Origin of the sequence: Pedobacter sp. (assembly GCF_041645105.1) — a bacterium.
Lineage (GTDB): Bacteria > Bacteroidota > Bacteroidia > Sphingobacteriales > Sphingobacteriaceae > Pedobacter.
This window is the reverse complement of the sequence record NZ_JBAZQQ010000007.1, coordinates 127851-148295: the sequence shown is the minus strand read 5'-3', so window position 1 is coordinate 148295 and position 20445 is coordinate 127851. Positions and strand designations below refer to the sequence as shown.

At 37.2% G+C, this 20445-nt stretch carries 11 protein-coding genes; 6 read left to right on the top strand and 5 right to left on the bottom strand.

The features are described from left to right. The 5 genes from WC623_RS20340 to WC623_RS20320 are packed head-to-tail and all read right to left on the bottom strand — an operon-like array spanning position 1 to position 8679. On the bottom strand, positions 1-1152 hold the full coding sequence (locus WC623_RS20340; protein ID WP_372854549.1) for a CaiB/BaiF CoA transferase family protein: 1152 nt from the start codon (positions 1150-1152) through the stop codon (positions 1-3). Beyond that, positions 1149-2309, bottom strand: a complete 1161-nt coding sequence (locus WC623_RS20335) for an ABC transporter substrate-binding protein (protein ID WP_372854547.1) — start codon at positions 2307-2309, stop codon at positions 1149-1151. Before WC623_RS20335 ends, WC623_RS20340 begins: the two co-directional genes overlap by 4 nt. A gap of 53 nt (positions 2310-2362) precedes the next feature. Beyond that, positions 2363-4771: a beta-galactosidase GalB gene (galB, locus tag WC623_RS20330; RefSeq protein ID WP_372854545.1), complete on the bottom strand. Its 2409-nt coding sequence runs from the start codon at positions 4769-4771 to the stop codon at positions 2363-2365. Between the two features lie 15 nt (positions 4772-4786). Next, the gene (locus tag WC623_RS20325; protein ID WP_372854543.1) at positions 4787-5902 is read right to left on the bottom strand and encodes a glycosylase; all 1116 of its coding nucleotides are present in this window, start codon (positions 5900-5902) and stop codon (positions 4787-4789) included. A gap of 8 nt (positions 5903-5910) precedes the next feature. Beyond that, positions 5911-8679 (bottom strand): glycoside hydrolase family 78 protein, encoded by a 2769-nt coding sequence (locus tag WC623_RS20320; protein WP_372854541.1) that lies wholly within the window; start codon positions 8677-8679, stop codon positions 5911-5913. 211 nt (positions 8680-8890) lie between these two features. Between WC623_RS20320 and WC623_RS20315 the strand changes: the two genes are divergently transcribed. The 6 genes from WC623_RS20315 (at position 8891) to WC623_RS20290 (ending at position 20432) form a co-directional block, all read left to right on the top strand. Then, positions 8891-9670 carry an IclR family transcriptional regulator gene (locus WC623_RS20315; protein ID WP_372854539.1) on the top strand — a complete coding sequence of 260 codons (780 nt, stop codon included), beginning with the start codon at positions 8891-8893 and terminating at the stop codon, positions 9668-9670. 323 nt (positions 9671-9993) lie between these two features. Further along, positions 9994-12174 carry a S46 family peptidase gene (locus tag WC623_RS20310; protein ID WP_372854537.1) on the top strand — a complete coding sequence of 727 codons (2181 nt, stop codon included), beginning with the start codon at positions 9994-9996 and terminating at the stop codon, positions 12172-12174. Positions 12175-12229: 55 nt separating this feature from the next. Further along, on the top strand, positions 12230-12481 hold the full coding sequence (locus WC623_RS20305) for a hypothetical protein (RefSeq protein ID WP_372854535.1): 252 nt from the start codon (positions 12230-12232) through the stop codon (positions 12479-12481). A 260-nt stretch (positions 12482-12741) separates the two neighbouring features. Further along, a complete protein-coding gene (locus WC623_RS20300) occupies positions 12742-13320 on the top strand; it encodes a hypothetical protein (protein WP_372854533.1) in 579 nt (192 codons plus the stop codon). A gap of 253 nt (positions 13321-13573) precedes the next feature. Next, positions 13574-13756, top strand: a complete 183-nt coding sequence (locus tag WC623_RS20295; RefSeq protein ID WP_372854531.1) for a hypothetical protein — start codon at positions 13574-13576, stop codon at positions 13754-13756. A 109-nt stretch (positions 13757-13865) separates the two neighbouring features. Beyond that, positions 13866-20432, top strand: coding sequence for an amino acid adenylation domain-containing protein (locus WC623_RS20290; protein WP_372854529.1), 6567 nt, complete (start codon positions 13866-13868; stop codon positions 20430-20432). Positions 20433-20445 lie beyond the last annotated feature (13 nt).

Here is a 20445-nt window from a genome sequence, read left to right as displayed (position 1 = left end):
CTATTTCAAATCAAATTCTTTATTAATCTTTTCATTATCTGCACCTATTTTTGGTGCTGCTTTAGTGGCATAAAGTTTATGTCCATCTATACGGATTGGCGCTCTTGTAGTATCTATAGTACGTCCATTACCTAAATCCAATTGTTGTCTGATCTTCTGATTTTTAAAAACATCCAGCTCAATAGCTTCTTTATAGTTTAACACCTCGGTACACCATATTTCTGCTGGTTCCAACAGATCTAACCAGTATTGGGTAGTCTGGTTAATAAAAGTTTGTCCTAATAATTTCAGTATAACATCTCTATTATCAAAAGAAGCAGAAGAATCCGTATAGTATTCAGAAATATCACAACCGATCAACTGGCTAATTTTACTCAGGTTCCCCATGGCCAATGCCAGAAAACCATCTTTAGTCTGATAGGTGCCATAAGGTGCACTCAAATAAGCATGTGCACTTCCCTTTACCTCACTTCTTTGAGGTAATTGCCCACCATCATTAAAATAAGTAGTCAAAACCTCAAATTGTATGTCCAAGGCTGATTCCAGTAAACTCACTTCAATCAGCACACTCTTTTTTGTTTTAGCACGCTTTATTAATGCGGCTATAATTCCTTGCGTAAGATGATTACCACACATGATATCAGTAACCGAAAGTCCGAAAGGCACGGGGCCGTCTTCATTACTTCCCGAAAGTTGCGTTAAACCCGAAACAGACTGTACCAGTAAATCTTGTCCTGGTTTCGCAGCCCACGGTCCTTCATTTCCATATCCCGTAACCGCGGCATATACAATTTTTGAATTGATGCTTTGTACCGATCCATAATCCAACCCAATTTTCTCCATTACTCCTGGTCTGAAATTATGGGTCATCACATCAGCTTTTGCAATAAGTTTTTTAAGCAGTTCCAGATCTTCTGGATTCTTCAGATCTGCTGCATAAGATTCCTTATTCCTATTGATGGTATGAAAAAGTAAACTATCTCCATCTACAAATAGGTTTTTAATAGCTAATTGTCTGCAAGCATCTCCTTTTATGGGACGCTCAATTTTAATGACACGTGCACCGAGGTCAGCTAGTTTTAAACCCGCAGAAGGTCCCGCCAGAAACTGGCAAAACTCTAAGACCAATATTCCTTCCAGTGGTTTCCTCATGACAGTACCAGACTTCTTGATTCAAGGTATAAACTATTCATTTTTTCCAGAACCGCTAATTCGTTTCCACCATTCATCAGGTAATCCCTTACGATATCACCAGCATGATCCTGAAAAAACATATGTCCGTGGTAACGAGGGCGCAGAAATGCACGTTGTAAGGCAGGTAAAGTATTAGCAAAGAAATTGCTTGATTTTCGATTTACCTCAGCATCCTTCCAGGCCTTTAAATGCCCTGGCTGACCACCATTTTCAAAGAATACAGTCTGCTGACAAGCAGCAGATCCTACATAATCTGCATATTTTACTGCCATATCGATATGAGCAGAACTAGATGATATAGCCAGACCTGTTCCACCTAAAGTACTGCGTAGGTTCGTTTTTCCATCTAAAGAAATCATATCATGGAAATGCAAAAGTTTAGCTGCATATCCAGGTCTTGAATAATTAGAGTAACCATAAGCAAAAGGACAATAAGCGATATCATCAGTTAAAGTCATCGCTTCATAAACCTGTATCGGATTCCTTTTAAAATTATCCTGATGAATTTTCGCAGCCAGTTCACGGTACATCTGTAATGCCTTTACACCAGTTTCTTTAGAAATAACAGCATCTTCCTGCTGGCATGGATCTTCTCCTAATGAACAGCAAAAAGTATAGAAGTTCATCAATACATCAATTGGAATACCAGCAAAAGCAACCAAACCTTTATCTGCAAGCAACAACAAATCCTCGAAACTTGCAGGCAATCGAGTTTCATTCTTTTCTAACAAATCCGGTCTGCTAGAGGCTACAGGAGTTGCTGCATCAATAGGTAAAGCCCATTGATGACCATCATATGAATAACTTTCAAACGAATGACCTACAGTATTTAACCGCTGATCTTCTATATAAAATTCAGATAAATAATGATCTAATGGAAGTATAGATTTCGTTTTAGCTGCAAATCCAGCCCATGGATGATCTATCACCAGTAAATCAAAACGCGCCGCCAATTCCTGAATAGAAAAATCAGCAAATTGTTGTAAACTTCTTTTTTCCCAGGTTATTTCTACCTGTGGATTTAATTCTGAAAATCTTTGTGCGGTGGCCACCATAGGAACAAAACCCCTACTGTGGTTCCATGTTATGCCTTTTAAAATTATTTTGTCACTCATGACCTATATCTCTGTCTTAATATTCGCTTTTCTCTTTCCTTTATTGACTCAGATCACTTCACGGTAATCACTATCGAAGCTTCCTTTAAACCTTCAGCTGTAGCTGTCAGTTTTAATTTACCAGCTTTGTCTTTTGCTTGTATAATGGCCAAACACAAGCCACGGTATGCTTTACGGTAATCTGCTTTAAATGGCTCAAGGCTTGCCTGAAAACCGTTATCTACCCCTGCGATTGTACCAGCTCCCTCTAATTTAAATTGAACCAGGTTATCAGCATTGGGTACTAAATTCCCATCTTCATCTAAAATCCTAACGGTTACAAAAGAGAGATCCTTAGCATCCGCCCTAATCTTTGATCTATCAGCTAACAGTTCAATTTTAGCCGGTTTACCAGCAGTTTTAATTTCCCTGGTTAAAACAACCTGCCCATTTTTCTTTGAAACTGCTTTTAAAACACCTGGCTCATATTTTACAGGCCATTCTATATGTAGTTCCTCACCTTTTCTGGCTTTTGTACCTAATGATTTACCATTCAGGAACAACTCAACTTCATCAGCATTGTTATAGTAAACCCAAACGTCTACGATTTTACCAGCCTCCCAGTTCCAATGAGGAAATACATGCAATACGGGTTTATTGGTCCACTCGCTCTGATACATGTAATAAGCATCCTTAGGAAAACCTGCTAAATCTACAATTCCGAAGTACGAACTTCTTGCTGGCCACGGATATGGTAATGGCTCGCCTAAATAATCAAAACCAGTCCACACAAACAAACCTGATACATGTGGATATTTTTTAGCCTCTTTCCAGGTTTCTGCATGTGTAGACCCCCAATAAGCAGAAACATTATCATAAGAAGATGCTGCAAATTCTGCGTTACCTCCTGTAAATTTGGTTCTGCCGTCTTTTGGCCAGCGACGAATACTATCGGCTTTATCATAGAAACCTCTTGTATCTAAAGAAGAAGTTGTTTCTGTGGCCAGGAACTTTTGTCCGGGATAATTTTTTGGAAAGTCTTTATACAGTTTATGTTTGTAATTCTGGCCATAGATATCCAATACCCCCGCCTTATATATGTTATTCTTTGTCGAATCAGTTTCTGTCAATGCAGATGAAACCAGACGTGATGTATCCAGGTCTTTTACAAGTTTTACCAATTCTTTGGTAAGGGCAATACCGCTAGGGTCAAACTGCTCAGGAATCTCGTTTCCGATGCTCCATAAAATAATAGAGGGATGGTTCCTGTCGCGCTTCACCATATCCTGTAAATCTGCAACATGCCATTCTTCGAAATTCAAATGATAATCTTTTGAGTTTTTCTTTTTCTTCCACATATCAAAAGCCTCATCCATAACCAAAAATCCCATTTTATCACATAAATCAAGCAGTTCTGGTGCAGGTGGGTTATGCGCAGTACGGATTGCATTACAGCCCATTTCTTTTAAGATTTCCAACTGACGCTCCATAGCTCTGATATTGATGGCTGCACCTAAAGCACCTAAATCATGGTGCATACATACCCCGAGAATTTTCATGTAATCGCCATTCAAAGTAAAGCCCTTTGCCGCATCAAAATTAAAATAACGAATGCCCAGTGGAGTTTCATAGCTATCTACCAATTTTTTATTGGAATAGATATTGGTTACAACTTTATAAAGATGAGGATTGTTAACCGACCATAGTTCCGGTTGGTTAACAGTGGCCGACTGCTCTACCTCAAAAACATTTGTTTTTAAACTGATCTGGTTGGTTCTAACTGAAGTGATCAACTTTCCTTTAGCATTATACACTTGCGACTGAACATCTATTTGTCCATTCAATCCAGTTTTATTTCTGATCTGCGCTTTAATGTTCACCTTTGCAGATGATTTGGTTACAGATGGTGTACTTACAAAAGTTCCCCATTGATCTATGGCTATATTATTGGTTGATGTTAACCATACATTTCTGTAAATCCCTGATCCAGAATACCAACGTGAATCTGGTTGAGCAGAATTGTCGACCCTTACAGCGATTACGTTTTTACCAGGCTTTAAATATTTTGTAAGCTCATAATGAAAAGAAGAATAGCCAAATGGACGCAAGCCCAATAACTGACCATTGATCCATACTTCAGAATTTTTATATACTCCATCAAACTCAATATATACGGTCTTTTTCTGTAAGGAAGTGGGAAGTATAAATGTCTTTCTGTACCAGGCTACACCTGTAGGTAATCCTCCACCTTCTGGTTTAGCAGGATTTTTAATATCAAATTTCCCCTCGATACTCCAATCGTGAGGTAAAGAAAGTGATCTCCAATTTGCATCATTAAAGTCTGCCGACTTTGCAGCAGCAGCATCTCCCAAATAGAATTTCCATCCATTGTTAAAACTCTGACGTAAACGTGGTTGGGTGTAAGCAGATTGTATACCTACCCATATTAACAACAATAAAACCAAGCTCTTTTTTAAAATCATAACGGTATCTTTATCTTATTTACTTGCCGGTGTTACAAATCCGACATTACTTTTTCCTAAATCTTTTGATGTAGCTACAGCAATACCACGTTGGTCTTTCTTATTTACTGCACAATAAAAATGATACACTATCCCCTTATGCTTTATAACAAATGACTTATGTGCATACAATTCATCATAAGGTTCAGATGATTCAATCAGGTTATCACCAGTCCAATCTGTCCAGTTCACTAAATCTTTTGATGCTGCAAACCGGTTAAAGCCTCCTTTTCTATCCTGCCAAAAGGCACCAAAATAAAACATTACCCATGTATCCTTAATTTTCTGAATTACCCCATCACCAGTAATACCTACTGGTTGGTGTACTACAGGTTCCGTTTTAAATCGCTTCCAATGTTGCATATCATCAGAAACTGCCATACCGATCCGTTCATACCATCTTGTTTTTTTATTGTTTTCCAAAGAATCGCCTACAGCATTATAATACATCACAAATCTATGCCCCGTAAGCTTCTTTTTATCTTCTATTACAGAACTTTTAAAAAGCTTATGCCGATTTTCCCACCATCTTACATCTTTATCAAGTGCACTTAACACAGGTTCAGGCATTCTTGTCCACTCATGTACAACCCACGGTTGTTTATCAGTATATGCCATACCGATCGACAGAGGTTCCGTTTCATATCCCTTTTCTTTACCTCCGAAATAAGACATCCAGTATTTACCGTCAAATTTGCCTAGTTTATAATTACCTCCCCATTTCATGGAAGTTAAAGCATTATATCCAGCCTTTTGGTTGTCATCCCATTTTCCTGCGTCGCCGAAAGACATCAAACGGCCCATATTTTCCCAGTTCAGCAAGTCTTTGCTTTTAGATAACCAGGTTTCATATCCCCTCCCACTATAAATCAAATAGGTCATGTACCAATACTTACCTTCTCGGAATACAGTTGGACAATCCATTTTATGTTGCTCATCCTGAGGCACCATGACCAAACCATATTTATAGGGCGTTTTTACCTCTTCATATATTTCCTGCATTTTAGCTACCGAAATACCAGTATTCTTCGATTGCGCAAACACAGCCGATGAAAAAAAGAAAGTAAAACTCAAAACCTTTATCAATCTCATGTTTAATTCTATTGAACTTTAAATGTATAATCCCCTGAACCTATTTGTAATATTGCTCTTCCATCATCATATCCCATTAATTTAATTCCGGTTTTATCCTTAACCGAAATGTTACCTTCAGTAAGCTCTTGTTTTTCAGTAGCAGGAATATAAACCGTTGCATTCGTATTTACAGGTATAGATACAGACAAGTCAAATGATTGACCCGACTTTTTCCATGCTGAGCTAATCAAGCCATACGGTGAAGCATAGCTGCCTTTTGCTGCAGTCAAATCACCAACAGGTTGTGGATAAATCTTTATATTTTTAAAAGCTACTGAACTTTCTTCCTGTCGGATTCCAGCAAGACCACTATAAAACCATTCCATAATATGTCCCAGCATGAAGTGGTTATTTGACACTTCCGGTAATGCTGCCCATGATTCTGTTAATGCTGTGGCACCGTGTGCCAATTGATAGCCGTAACCCGGAACATCACTCCGGCTATTCATATCAAATATGACATCAGATTGGTTCTCCTGTTCCAAGACTCTTAAAACATAACGATAACCAATATCTCCGGCAGTCAAACTATTATTCCTATCACGGATGTCCTTGATCAGATTAGCCAACACTTTAGCCTTATTTTCTGGCTCTACTAATTCCATATAAATTGCCATTGCGTTTGCTGCCTGACTACCAGTAGCATACTGTCCGCTTTCCTTGTTATAGAAACTAGCATTGAATGCTTGCTTAACAGTTACAGCAAGCTTAGCATAATCATCAGCATCTTCAGGTTTTCCTAACAATGCTGCCATCTTCTGCATCAGCCTCAAGTTATAGTAATAGATAGCCGTCCCAGTAACCCCTTTAGGAGTTTGCTGCGAAACTCCTGGACGCTCAGGACCTATATCGTACCAATCACCCAAACCTTGTTTTAATATATTATTTTCAGCTTTAGTTTGCAAATAAGCAATATAACGCTGCATAGTTGGATAAGCTGTTTTAATCACTTCTGAATTCCCATACCATTTGTATAAATACCATGGCAGGATAATCCCTGTACTTCCCCATTCTGGTGAATCACGAAACATCTCGCCACCCCAGGTAAACTGAATATACTCAGGTGCAATTTCAGGAATTAACCCATTATCAAGTTGTGAAGTAATTACATCATTAACTACTTTATTTGCTAATGTTGCTACATCATAATTATACATTACTGAGGAAATCATTAAATGAGATTGTTCTAACCATCCCAGTTTCTCACGATGTGGACAATCAGTAAATACACTTGCCATATTACTTTTTATCGCCCAATCGATCAGTACATCTGTTTTATTAAAAAGCTCATTCGAAGATGTGAATTCACCAACCCTCTTTGCGGCATTCCGAGTATGAAGGCCTTTCAATTCCAATAACTCTGGCAAATTACCATCTGTACTTTTTCCGGATGGCACAGCACCTCTTACTTCAAGATATCTGAAGCCATAATAAGTAAAACGTGGCTGCCAGATTTCCGTACCTTCACCATTTAATACATATTCGAAATAAAACGGACTACCTGTGGGCTTTTGATTAACTTTTCCATTTTTAAGCAGCTCCCCAGGATATACTCTTATCGTATCCCCCTTCTTCCCCTTTACCTTGAGGCTAATAATCCCAGAAGCATTTTGCCCCAAGTCATAAACCCAATCTTTCTCAGACAGCTTACTAATATTTATTGCACTAAAATTTTCAAATACTTTTAGCGGCTCAGCCTGTTGAGATCTTATTGCCGGAGGCCCACTTACTATTAACACGTTTTTCCATTGCTTATCATCAAAAGACGAAGAATCCCAACCTTTCTGAACTAAACGCGCATCATAATCTTCTCCACCATATATACTTGAAAAAGTAATCGGTCCGGAAGACGTTTTCCAACTTTTATCACTGATTATATTTTCTGTTGTACCATCTTTATATTCAATAAGCAGTCTACATATCATTTTTGGCAAACCAAAAGCTGGTTTTGATTTTCTAAACCGCCCCTTTACTGGTGGTACATAATAAAATCCATTACCAAGCATTACTCCAATCGTGTTTTCACCGCTCAGCAAGCTCTCCGTTACATCAAAACTTACATACAAACCTTCTTTATCATATTTTACCCAACCTGCATCTAAAAAATGATCACCCTGTTTTTTTCCGTTCAAACTTAATTCAAAATGACCTAATCCGCTGATAAACATGCTGGCTTTAGCTATCGCTTTCTTTACTGTAAAATCTTTACGCAAAAGAGGTAACACATTACTCCCTACATAAGTATCCTTTTTATTGTCTTTAGGTAAAACATTTACATTTGAATCTGCTAGTTTCTCATACGCAATCCAACTTGCATTTTTCCAGTCGGCACTTGTTAACAATCCCATTTGCCAGTTTGATACCGTTGCCCATTTTGATGCTTTACCTTTATTATCCCATACCCTTACTTTCCAGTAATAAGTTTTCCCTCCAACCAGAGTCTGACCTTTATAAGAAACCTGGATAGATTTACCTGAAGGAGTTTTTTTAGAGTCCCATATGTTACCTGTGTTTTTTGATAAATCCTTTAAGTTATCTGCAACCAGAATCTGATAGGCAGATTGAAATACATTTCTTTCAGTTGATTTCAACTCCCAACTAAGCACGGGTGAGACAGACTCTACTCCTCGTGGGTTTGTTTTATACTCGCAACGCAATGCATCCACATTTAATCCCTGGGAGTACACAGGGACTGTAAGTAGTAATAAACCAAATAAATATAGTAGTTTGCTCATTTAAATTGATAGATTAACACCTCCTTATAACTAAATTAGTTCTTAGTTTAAAATAACGAGGTATCTCGGTTTACAAATGGTTGTTAATTCAAATATAAATATTTATTTCAAATATGAAAGTATATCTTTAGGTAAATTCATACATCAATTTATTGAATGATGATTAAAAAGCATTTAGTATGTTTGTTTAATAAACCATGTTTAAGTTTTTATGAAGGATAAAGAAGTGAAATATCAAGCACCTGCATTAGACAAAGGTCTTGATATTCTTGAATACCTGTCTTCCCAATCGATACCACTTTCTCAAACAGAGATCGCTACAGGAATAGACAAAAGCCCAAATGAGATTTACCGTATGCTGATGAGCCTTGAAAGTAGAGGTTATATTTTACGTGATGAAGTTTCTGGGAAATACAGACTTTCACTAAAACTCTTTCATCTATCTCACCGTCACTCTCCTGTTGATGAACTTCGTAAGGCTTCACAATATCCACTGGAAGAACTGGCTAATACAATAATGCAATCCTGTCACCTCAGTATATTATATATGAACCAGGTAATGGTAGTTCTTCATGCCAAAAGTCCGGGTCCCATCGCCCTATCTATTGAAGAAGGAAATCTTTTCCCTTTACCTTTAACTGCTTCTGGCAAGGTTTTACTATCTTATTTACCTGATATAGAACAAACTATAGCCCTAAACGGGAATACCATTTTTCAAGCTTTCAGCGATAAGGAAAAGGCTAAATTCATGAAATCTTTAATAGAAATTAAAGATAAGGGAGCTTATATCCGCACAAGTGACCTTGCTGCCGGAGTAATTGATATTTCTGTACCAATCGGTAAAGGAAGTACGGGAATTATTGCCTGTCTAACAGTCTCTAGCTTAACAGCATTAAATATCAATAAGGATATTAATAACGAAGACATTCTTGCAGAAGCAATCAAATGTGCTGAGAAAATAGAACAAAGAATAGGGATCAGCAAAAATTGATAAAACTCATATTGTCACCAATTCCTTTAGTGTTACAAAAACGCACTTTAAATGCATTTTAAATGACTTTTACTCATACAGAGTCATACAAGACTCATAAGAGACTCATAGGAGACTCATATAAGTCGTAGACCAACACACCACTACACACTGACTATCAATAAGTTAAAATCAAAAAAAAATCCACAAATCAACAGTAACAGCTATACTTAAGCTTTTTCTGCTTCAAACAACTTATTTGCTTAAATTTGGTGTTTTTAAAATTCGTTCAGCTAAAATTGAACAATTATTTGCAACTAACTTATAATAAATATCAATTACAAATGAATAAGAAAACCGTAGTAACCTCCTTACTAACCTGCGCGTTGCTTTCAGTGGGTATCTTGCAGTCTGGTTATAAACCATGGGAAGAAGGAATGTTCCCTTTAAGCGAAATCCATAAAGTTGATTTAAAAAAAGCAGGACTTAAGATCAGTCAGAATGAAATATATAATCCTAAAGGCACCAGTCTTGTTGACGCGCTTGTCAATGTAGGTGGATGTACAGGTTCATTTATATCTGATCAGGGATTAATTATCACCAATCATCATTGTTCTTTTAGTGCTGTTCAACAAGCAAGTACGCCTGAGCACGACTACCTTACAAATGGTTTTGTTGCAGAAACAAAGGAAAAAGAAATCCAGGCGAAAGGTTTAACATGCCGCATTACAGATAGCTATGAAGATGTATCAGATAAGGTGTTAGGTGCTGTTGCACAAATCACTGACCCTTCATCAAGATTAAAACTGATTAACGATGCCATGAAAAACATTGCTTTGGAAGCAGAACTAAAAGACCCAAGCATACAAGCAGAAGTATCAGAAATGTTTATTGGAAAATCTTATGTCTTGTTTAGATATAAAACAATACAAGATGTAAGACTTGTATATGTTCCAAATCGTCAAATTGGAGAATATGGTGGGGAAACCGATAACTGGGTATGGCCACGTCATACTGGAGATTTTGCTTTTATGCGTGCTTACGTAGCGCCTGATGGTACTCCGGCTAAATACGCTAAGAACAACTTGCCATATAAACCTAAAAAGTTTCTTAAAGTAAATCCTAAAGGAACTAACGAAGAAGATTTTGTATTTATATTAGGATATCCAGGTAGAACTTTCCGTCATCGTCCAGCTCAATTCATTGAATACCAACAGCAATATGTATTACCTTACACTTCCAATCTGTATGATTTCCAAAACACTACCATGGAAAATGCAGGCAAAAAAGATAAGGCTACTGAAATAAAACTGGCAACCAGAATTAAGAGAAATGCTAATGTAATGAAAAATTACAGAGGCAAATTACAAGGGCTTAAAGGCATTGACCTTATTTCACAAAAAAAGACTGAAGATGCAGCACTTGCAAAGTTCATCAATGGTAATGTTGACGTTAAAGCTCGTTACGGGACATTAATGGAAGACATTGACAACCTTTATAAATTGATTAATGGTGATGCAAAAAGAGATCTTTGGTTAACTCAGATATACAACTCTACCAGTCTGTTAGGTATATCAAGAAATATCAATGTATTTAAAACTGCAATGGAGGCCCAACCAGAAAACCAAAGAGCAGCATTTCTAACTCAAAATAAATCGAGATTAAAACAGTTCCTTTCAGGAATTTATGACGCTTACGATCTTGATGCAGATAAAAAGATCTTTAAAAAGATGCTTACAGATGCATCTGAATTTTCAACAGATCAACCTTTGAATGCGTTGGATAGAATTATTGGAAAATCTGCCGAGAAAGAGCAGGCAATTAACCATTTCATTAACAAAGCATTTGCCAGTTCTAAGCTTACAGACACCAACTATGTGTACAATGTATTAATTTCATCTCCTAAATCTATTTCTGCTTATAACGACGAGCTTCTTGCCTTTGAAAAAGGTATATCTACTCAAATAGCACAATTAAAACCTGAAAAAGACAGACGTGATGGTGTTTTGAATAAGCTTATGGGAGATTATGTAAATGTGAAAGAGAAGTTTTTAAAGAAAGATTTTATCCCAGACGCAAATAGTACACTGCGACTTACTTATGGTCATGTAAGAGGATATTGGGCTGCTGATGCGACCTATATGCATCCTTACACCACAATTAAAGGAATATTAGAGAAAGGTACTACAGACAATCCAGAGTTTGATTATCCTGCTCAGATAAGACAACTTTGGGAAGCTAAAGATTTTGGACCTTTTGCAAAAAAAGAATTAAATGATGTTCCAGTTGGACTTCTATATAACATGGATACCACCGGTGGCAACTCTGGTTCACCAATTATGAATGCATATGGTGAACTGATCGGAGTAAATTTTGACCGTGCTTATGGTGCAACAATTAATGACTATGCATGGAATGAAAGCTATAGCAGATCGATTGGTGTAGACATCCGTTACGTATTATGGGTAGCTGCGAAAATTGACAAAGCAAATTTCTTATTGAAAGAAATAGGCGTTAAAATTTAATAAAAAACGATACAAGGGAGCTGTAATAACAGCTCCTTTTTTTAACATAAAACACATGAGAGTAATAGCAGAATTACCACACCCGGATTGCAAAATCACTTTGTTTCATATGAACCAAAAGTATATTATAAAGTTTGAACAAGGAACATTGGAACAGAGTTATAAGTTATCGGAACTTGACCTTACAGGAGGGGGAGCCAATGAAGTTTTTCAGATCATTGATGAGGAATTTATTGCTACTGTTGTGGAGCGTTTTAAGAACATGAGAGCAGATTTCAAGGTCGCTTATGACAAACAGCAGTATTGATTCATATAAACAACCATAAACAACTGAAAAACAGAGCAAATAAAATAAGAAAAGATCATAACAAAACTATATTCTGCTAGTTAGCTTATGAACTGAGTTGAAAAACCAAAAAACATAAAGAATAGGTTAAACAAAACACAAATAACATAACTGTAAATCAATAATTTAAAAAACACAACAAAATATAATTCTGAATCATAAAAACACCAAATTTAATATAAGTTGAGTATTTTTAACAGATATAACCTACCTTGCAAATCATGAAAAACACAGCCCTAAATATAGTTTTATTTTTTATTGTTATCACATGTATATCCTGCAGTAAAATATCAGAAAATATTCAGCAAGATATCATAGTTAATGATACTGCTTTTTTTGATATCCCTGTATTAAATAGCATCACCAACACCACCCCTATTCAAGGAATTCCTTTTACACTTAACCTGGAAGAAGAAGTAAAAAGCGGATTAAATAAATATACTATTGATCAGATTAAATCTACTAAACTCAGGAGCATGAATATGTCATTGGCGTTTATAGGAAAGGACACTTCAGGAAAGGACTCGATTGACACGAAAAATAACTTTGGAAATTTAGAATACCTAAGACTCAGAATTGCTGCAAATGGCAATTTTGCAAATCTGGCAAATACTACAATTACATCAAGTGGAACTGTTGGTGCATTGGCTTTAAATCCGGTTATTGTGCCCGACAGCTTAAGAACTTTCTTAACTAATCCTATAAAGACCTACGAAGTAATTGTTAAAGCGAAAACAGTTACTACCCTACCTATTCGAGTAAGAGCTACTTCAACTTACATAATCACCTTAGCTAAATAGCTTTTTAAGTTTAAATTGCTTATATTTGTAAAAAACGGGATATTCATTATACTATTCTCTTAATTTACTTGCCAATTAATCCTTTGATTGGGTTTCATATTCTATAGGTTGCTGATCCGTTGCCAACCAGGAATTAATTACACTTCGCCCCGATGATTATCGATCATACCGCAGGCTACAACAGGTAAGAACAGAGAAAAGTTATTTTTTTAACTAATACATTGAATTTATGGCTAAATCTCAAGCTACCTTCATGAAGAAGCAACTAGAAAAGAATAGACAAAAGAAAAAAGAAGAAAAAGAACAACGTAAATTGGAACGTCAGCAGAATTCCACAGGTGGTGATCTAGAAAACATGATGGCTTGGGTAAACGAATTTGGAGAAATTGTAGACACACCTCCTGAAAAAAAAATAACACCACCAGAAAAGAAATAAATTAGTAGAATAAAGCTACCCAAGAGGTAGCTTTATTTATTTTAGATCAAATATTATTCTTATTTTTGAAGAAGGGCTAACCAAAAACAATTTACATCAAGACTCTCGTATGATGACAGGTAAAATCTCCTACCAACAGATTCAATCAGTTCAATTTGTACACAAGCTTTTTGAAAGGGCAGTTCATGAATATCCAGAGGCAATTGCTGTAATCTCTGCAGGTCAATCATTGACCTATGATGAGTTACATACTAAATCTACCACATTAGCAAACTTGATTATTAATCATACCTCTGATGAAGAAATCATTGGTATCAGCACAGTACGGTCAATAGATATGATTGTTACCTTGCTAGCTATTCTTAAGGCCGGAAAAGCGTATCTACCTTTGGATCCCACCTATCCGGAGCATCGTCTAAAACAGATCATTAAAGATTCTAAAATTAAATCCTGCATATCAGGAGGAGATTTAAATGAGTTCTTCACATCATTAGGCTTAAAAGTTTTGAAAACTTCTGAGTCGCCTGAAACAGAGGCAACAATAGCGCCATCACAAAACCCTAACATCTACGTATTATACACTTCGGGCTCTACAGGTACTCCTAAAGGAGTTTATATGACTCATAAAGCCATGGTAAACCTAATCAATTGGCAATATGAAAATTCTTTAGCGAGACCTGATACCAGGACACTTCAATTTGCACCACTTACTTTCGATGTTTCTTTCCAGGAGATTTTTACTACTCTAACCAGTGGTGCAACTTTAATCATGATTAACGATGATTTAAGACTAGACCCGGTAAACCTGCTTAAACATATTGAAACATTTAACATTGATCGTATTTTTTTACCATTTGTTGCACTTCAGTTTTTAGCTGAAGCGGCAACCAGTACAAAAGTATATCCACGATGTTTAAGAGAGGTAATGACCGCCGGTGAGCAATTGAAAATTACGCCTCAGATAAAAGAGTTCTTTAAGGAATTAGCCAATTGTAAACTTTATAACCAATACGGACCAACCGAATGCCACGTGGTTACTCAATTGGCCCTGGAGGGGCCTAGTAGTAATTGGCCATTGTTACCAAATATTGGTACCCCCATATGGAATACCAGCATTTATATCGTTGATCAGGATAAAAATATTTTACCCAATGGTGAAACAGGGGAACTAGCTATAGGTGGATTTGGTTTAGCTGCAGGATACCTTAACAAGCCGGACTTAACTAATGAAAAATTTACCAATATTTTGGTAGAAGGAGAAGATACTCGGGTTTATTTGACCGGAGATCTGGCTCGTTATGAAGAAAACGGCACTATAGAATTTTTAGGAAGACGCGACGATCAGGTTAAAATCAGAGGTTACAGGATTGAACTGGGTGAAATAGAAGTATTGTTAAATGCAATTGATGGTGTAAAACAAGCTGTCGTAACAGCCAAAAATGATTTAGCTGGTCAGAGTAAATTATTAGCTTATCTTCTAGCCGCTAATCCAGAAATTAGCACCCCAATTGTTAGAAAACAACTGGAAGAACAGCTTCCAGATTATATGATTCCCTCCTCTTTTGTTTGGCTGGATGACTTTCCTAAAACCACTAGTGGCAAAATAGATAAAAAAGCTCTTCCGGCGCCTGAACAAAAGCGACCAGATATTTCTGTTATATATACTCCCCCATCTTCTGTTGAAGAAAAAAAGATTGCAGCAATATGGGCCAATGTATTAGAACTAGATACAGTTGGTATTCATGACAACTTTTTTGAACTTGGTGGTAATTCTTTATTAGCCTTAAAAACGGTATCCCTTTTACGTTCTGCCGAAAGTATCGAACTACCAATTACAAAATTATATCAGTTTCCTACCATCGATGCACTATTGGAGTATTTACATGCTGGAAATTCTTCTCAAAATAAAAAGAGAAAATATACTACTGTAGCAGATACAGCACAACCTATAGCTATTATAGGCATGGCAGGAAGGTTTCCTGGAGCTGATACCATAGCTGAATTATGGAATGTATTGAAACAGGGTGAAGAAACCATATCTTTTTTTGAGGATAGTGAATTGGATATTTCCATTTCAACAGAAACTAAAAACGACCCTCTTTATGTAAAAGCAAGGGGAATAATTAAAGATCCTGCTTTTTTTGATGCTTCTTTTTTCGGCATCAATCCAAAACTTGCAGAAGCAATGGATCCTCAACAACGGGTATTTCTGGAAATCAGCCGGGATGTATTAGAGAAAACTGGTCATTTGCCAGCAGTATATGATGGCTTGATTGGTGTATTTGCAGGATCTGGCAATAACAGTTACTATCCGAACAATGTTTACGGGAATACTGATCTGCAAACCCAACTGGGCAACTTTCAGGTAATGACCGTTAATGAGAAGGACTATATATCATCGAGAACAGCTTACCAGCTAGACCTAAAGGGTCCTGCTGTCAGCGTATTTTCCGCATGCTCAACCTCCCTTCTTGCTGTTGCACAGGCTGTAGAAAGCCTTAGAAAGAACCAATGTGATGTCGCCATTGCGGGGGGAGCTAGTATAACGTCGCCCATTAAAAGTGGTCATCTGTATCAAGAGGGAGCTATGCTAAGTAAAGATGGGCACTGTCGCTCATTCGACGAAAAAGCAACAGGTACAGTGTTTAGTGACGGTGCTGGTGTTGTTTTGTTAAAAACACTGACTAATGCGATTGAAGATAATGATGTTATATATGGTATAATTAAGGGCATTGGAGTAAATAATGATGGCAGTCAAAAGGGAAGTTTTACAGCACCTAGTACAAATGGACAGGCTTCTGCAATTGCTATGGCTATTTCTGATGCAAATATCGATCCTGCTTCTATTTCATACATTGAAACACATGGCACTGCAACTCCAATTGGAGACCCAATAGAAATCGAGGGGCTTAAACAAGCATTTGGTCCGCAGTCACGTGAAGCTTATTGTGCCATTGGTTCAATAAAAAGTAATATGGGACATATGACAGCTGCAGCAGGTGTTGCAGGACTCATTAAAACAACATTAGCCTTATACCATAAAGAAATACCTCCTTCTATCAATTTTGATCGTCCAAATCCTAATATTGGTTTTGAGGGTTCTCCATTCTATGTGAATGATAAATTAAGTAATTGGGAGACTGAAGGCCCTAGAAGAGCCGGGATTAGTTCTTTTGGTGTTGGAGGAACAAATGTACATGTGATTATGGAAGAACATGACCATAATCAGATAATTGAGCCTGTATCGGATGATTCGATGCATCTCTTCACCTGGTCAGCCAAATCATTACCAAGTTTACAGAAATATGGTGATAGCTTAAAAAATTATATAAACCAGTCCGGGGTTAACCTTGCTGATCTAGCCTATACACTCCAAACCACACGAGAAGATTTCAATTATCGAACTTTTGTAATAGCCGACAATCTAAATGAACTAAGTACCTCTTTGGAATGGGCTACCGGCCTTGAAGTGCCTCAATTAAACCAATTACCAGGAGAAACTGTTTTTCTATTTCCTGGACAGGGTGCTCAATATATCAATATGGGCAGGTCATTGTATAACAATGAACCAGTTTATCGTCAAGCTATAGATGAATGTGCTGATTTATTAGTTGATTTATTAGACAAAGATATCAGGAAGGTTCTCTTTGCCGAAGAAAACAATGATCAGGCGATAGCAGATCTTAATAATACAAAGTATACACAACCAGCTCTTTTTGTAACAGAATATGCATTGGCTAAATTATGGATGAGTTGGGGAATAACTCCATCTGTATTATGCGGGCACAGCATAGGAGAATATGTTGCAGCTCATTTAGCCGGAATATTTTCACTAGCTGACGCTATAAAACTGGTTGCATTTCGTGGTTTACTGATCAGTCAACTACCTTCTGGAAGCATGATAAGTATAAGGGCAGCAATTACTGATATTAGTATACCTGCCGGATTATCAATAGCAGCTATTAATAGTGACAGTCTATTTGTCGCATCTGGAACGGATGAAGACATTGCTGCTTTCCAATTGGTTTTAGATGGCAAGGAAGTTTTAAATAAGAAACTATTTACTAGTCATGCTTTCCATTCAGCAATGATGGATCCGGTTTTGGAAGATTTTGCTAAAATAGTTTCTGAAGTAAAGTTAAACAGACCTCAAAAACCAATTGTTTCTACTGTTACTGGTCAGTTTTTAACTGATCTCGAAGCACAAAGCCCTGCATACTGGGCGAACCACCTCCGCCAAACCGTTCAATTCTCTGCGGCAGTAAAAACTATAATGGAAATGAATAATCCTGTTTTTATAGAAACAGGTCCGGGGACTGTATGTACCACTCTGGTTTATCAGCAGGGTATTAAAACCCCTTTTTCTGCAGTTGCCAGTCTGGATAATAAGAAAACACCTGACTCACTTCGCTCTATCCTGCTTGCATTAGGCAGAACCTGGCAACTAGGCTTAAAACCAAACTGGAAGTCGCTTAATAATACGGCTGCTAGAAAAAAAATAGATATACCAACTTATAACTACCATAAGAAGAGGTATTGGTCAGAAATTATCATACCCCCTACTGAGAACATCATAATACCAATTGAAAATAATAACAAAATGAGGAAAGATACTTTACTTGAGAAAATAAAACAAGTGCTGGAAAATGCTTCCGGCATTGAAATGGCTGGAGTTAATTCACAACAAAGCTTTCTTGAAATAGGCTTTGACTCTTTACTGCTTACTCAGGTTGCCATCTCTCTGAAGAATGAATTTAAGCTACCTATCACTTTTAGAAAATTACACGAAGAGTTTCCAAATTTAGATTTGCTAACGACTTATATAGATCAGAATACTGCACCTGATCCAACAAGCACTGCTAACGTAAATGGACAACAAAACCACCAAACAACAATCCAAACATCCTTCCAACAATCGACATTCCCAGTAACATCAAATAATCTTCCTGGGAATGATACGGCATTAGGATTAATAGCACAACAATTAGAGATTTTATCAAAACAAGTGATGCTGATGCATGGCCAACAACCTGGCCCACCTGTTGTTCAAGCTAACCATTCGGCCCCTGCAATGGTGCAACAAACAGCCGAAAATGAGGAGATCAGTGTTTCAGAAAAAAAAGAACTACTAAAACCATTTGGGGCCACACCTAAAATAGAACGTAATACTGATTCACTGAATGCTGTACAATTGAGTTTTATTAAAGAATTAACAGAACATTATAATGCTAAAACAGCGAAGAGTAAAGCTTATGCTGCAGAAAGCAGAAGTTATATGTCAGACCCCAGAGTTGTTTCTGGTTTCAGAATACAAACAAAGGAATTAGTATATCCAATTGTTATCAATAAATCAGATGGCAGCAAATTGTGGGATATTGACGGAAATGAATATATAGATGCTTTAAACGGATTTGGGTCCAATATGCTCGGTTATCAGCACCCTGTTATCAAAAAAGCAATGCATGATCAAATTGACAAAGGTTATGAAGTAGGCCCTCAGCATGAGCTTGCTGCCGAGGTCAGCAAATTAGTTTGCGAACTAACAGGATTTGACCGCGCTGCACTTTGTAGTACAGGATCGGAAGCTGTTCTTGGCTGTATCAGGATTGCTCGTACAGCAACAGGAAGATCATTAATTGTTGCATTTACAGGTTCTTATCACGGCATAATTGATGAAGTACTTGTTCGTGGAACTAAGAAATTAAAATCTTTCCCTGCTGTTGCCGGGGTAATGCCAGAAGCGGTTCAAAATATATTGGTGCTTGACTATGGAACCGAAGAAACACTCTCTATCATTAAAGAACGCGCACATGAGATTGCAGCGGTTTTGGTAGAGCCTATACAAAGCAGAAGACCAGAGTTTGTACCGATTGATTTTGTAAAGGAACTCAGGGAAATAACGCTTAATTCGGGCACTGCATTGATTTTTGATGAAGTGATAACAGGATTCAGGATGCATCCGGGAGGTGCACAAGCCTTATTTGGTATCCGTGCGGATCTTGCTTCTTATGGGAAAGTAGTTGGTGCAGGTGTTCCAATTGGAGTTATTGGTGGAAAAAGAGAATTCATGGACGCATTAGATGGTGGGATGTGGCAATATGGCGACAACTCTTTTCCGCAAGTCGGTGTAACCTATTTTGCAGGTACATTTGTAAGGCATCCTTTAGCACTGGCTTCTGCAAAAGCAGCTCTTGAATATATGAAAGAAAAGGGGCCTGCTTTTCAGGAAGAGCTGAATAAGAAAGGTAAATACTTAGCTGATAATTTAAATGTTGAGATTGAAAAAAGAGGCTTGCCATTCTTTGCAGCGAACTATGGATCACTTTGGAAGATTAAATTCCATGATGATGTACCTTATGCTGAACTGATGTTTACTTTAATGCGTCAAAAAGGCATTCATGTATTGGATGGCTTCCCTTGCTTTATTACAGAGGCAATGACTTATGCTGACATTGATGAAATCAATAAATGTTTCGTAGAAAGTATGGATGCAATGATAGATGCAGGTTTTTTCAGTAGAGGAGTTAATAGTTCAAAGATAGAAAGAGCAGCAGTAATAGATGCTTCTAAGCCTCCTGTTACAGGCGCAAAAATAGGAAAGGACAGCAATGGAAATCCAGCCTGGTTTGTTCAGGATGATAAGAATCCAGGAAAGTTTTTACAAGTACAGCTTTAGAATCAAGCAATTT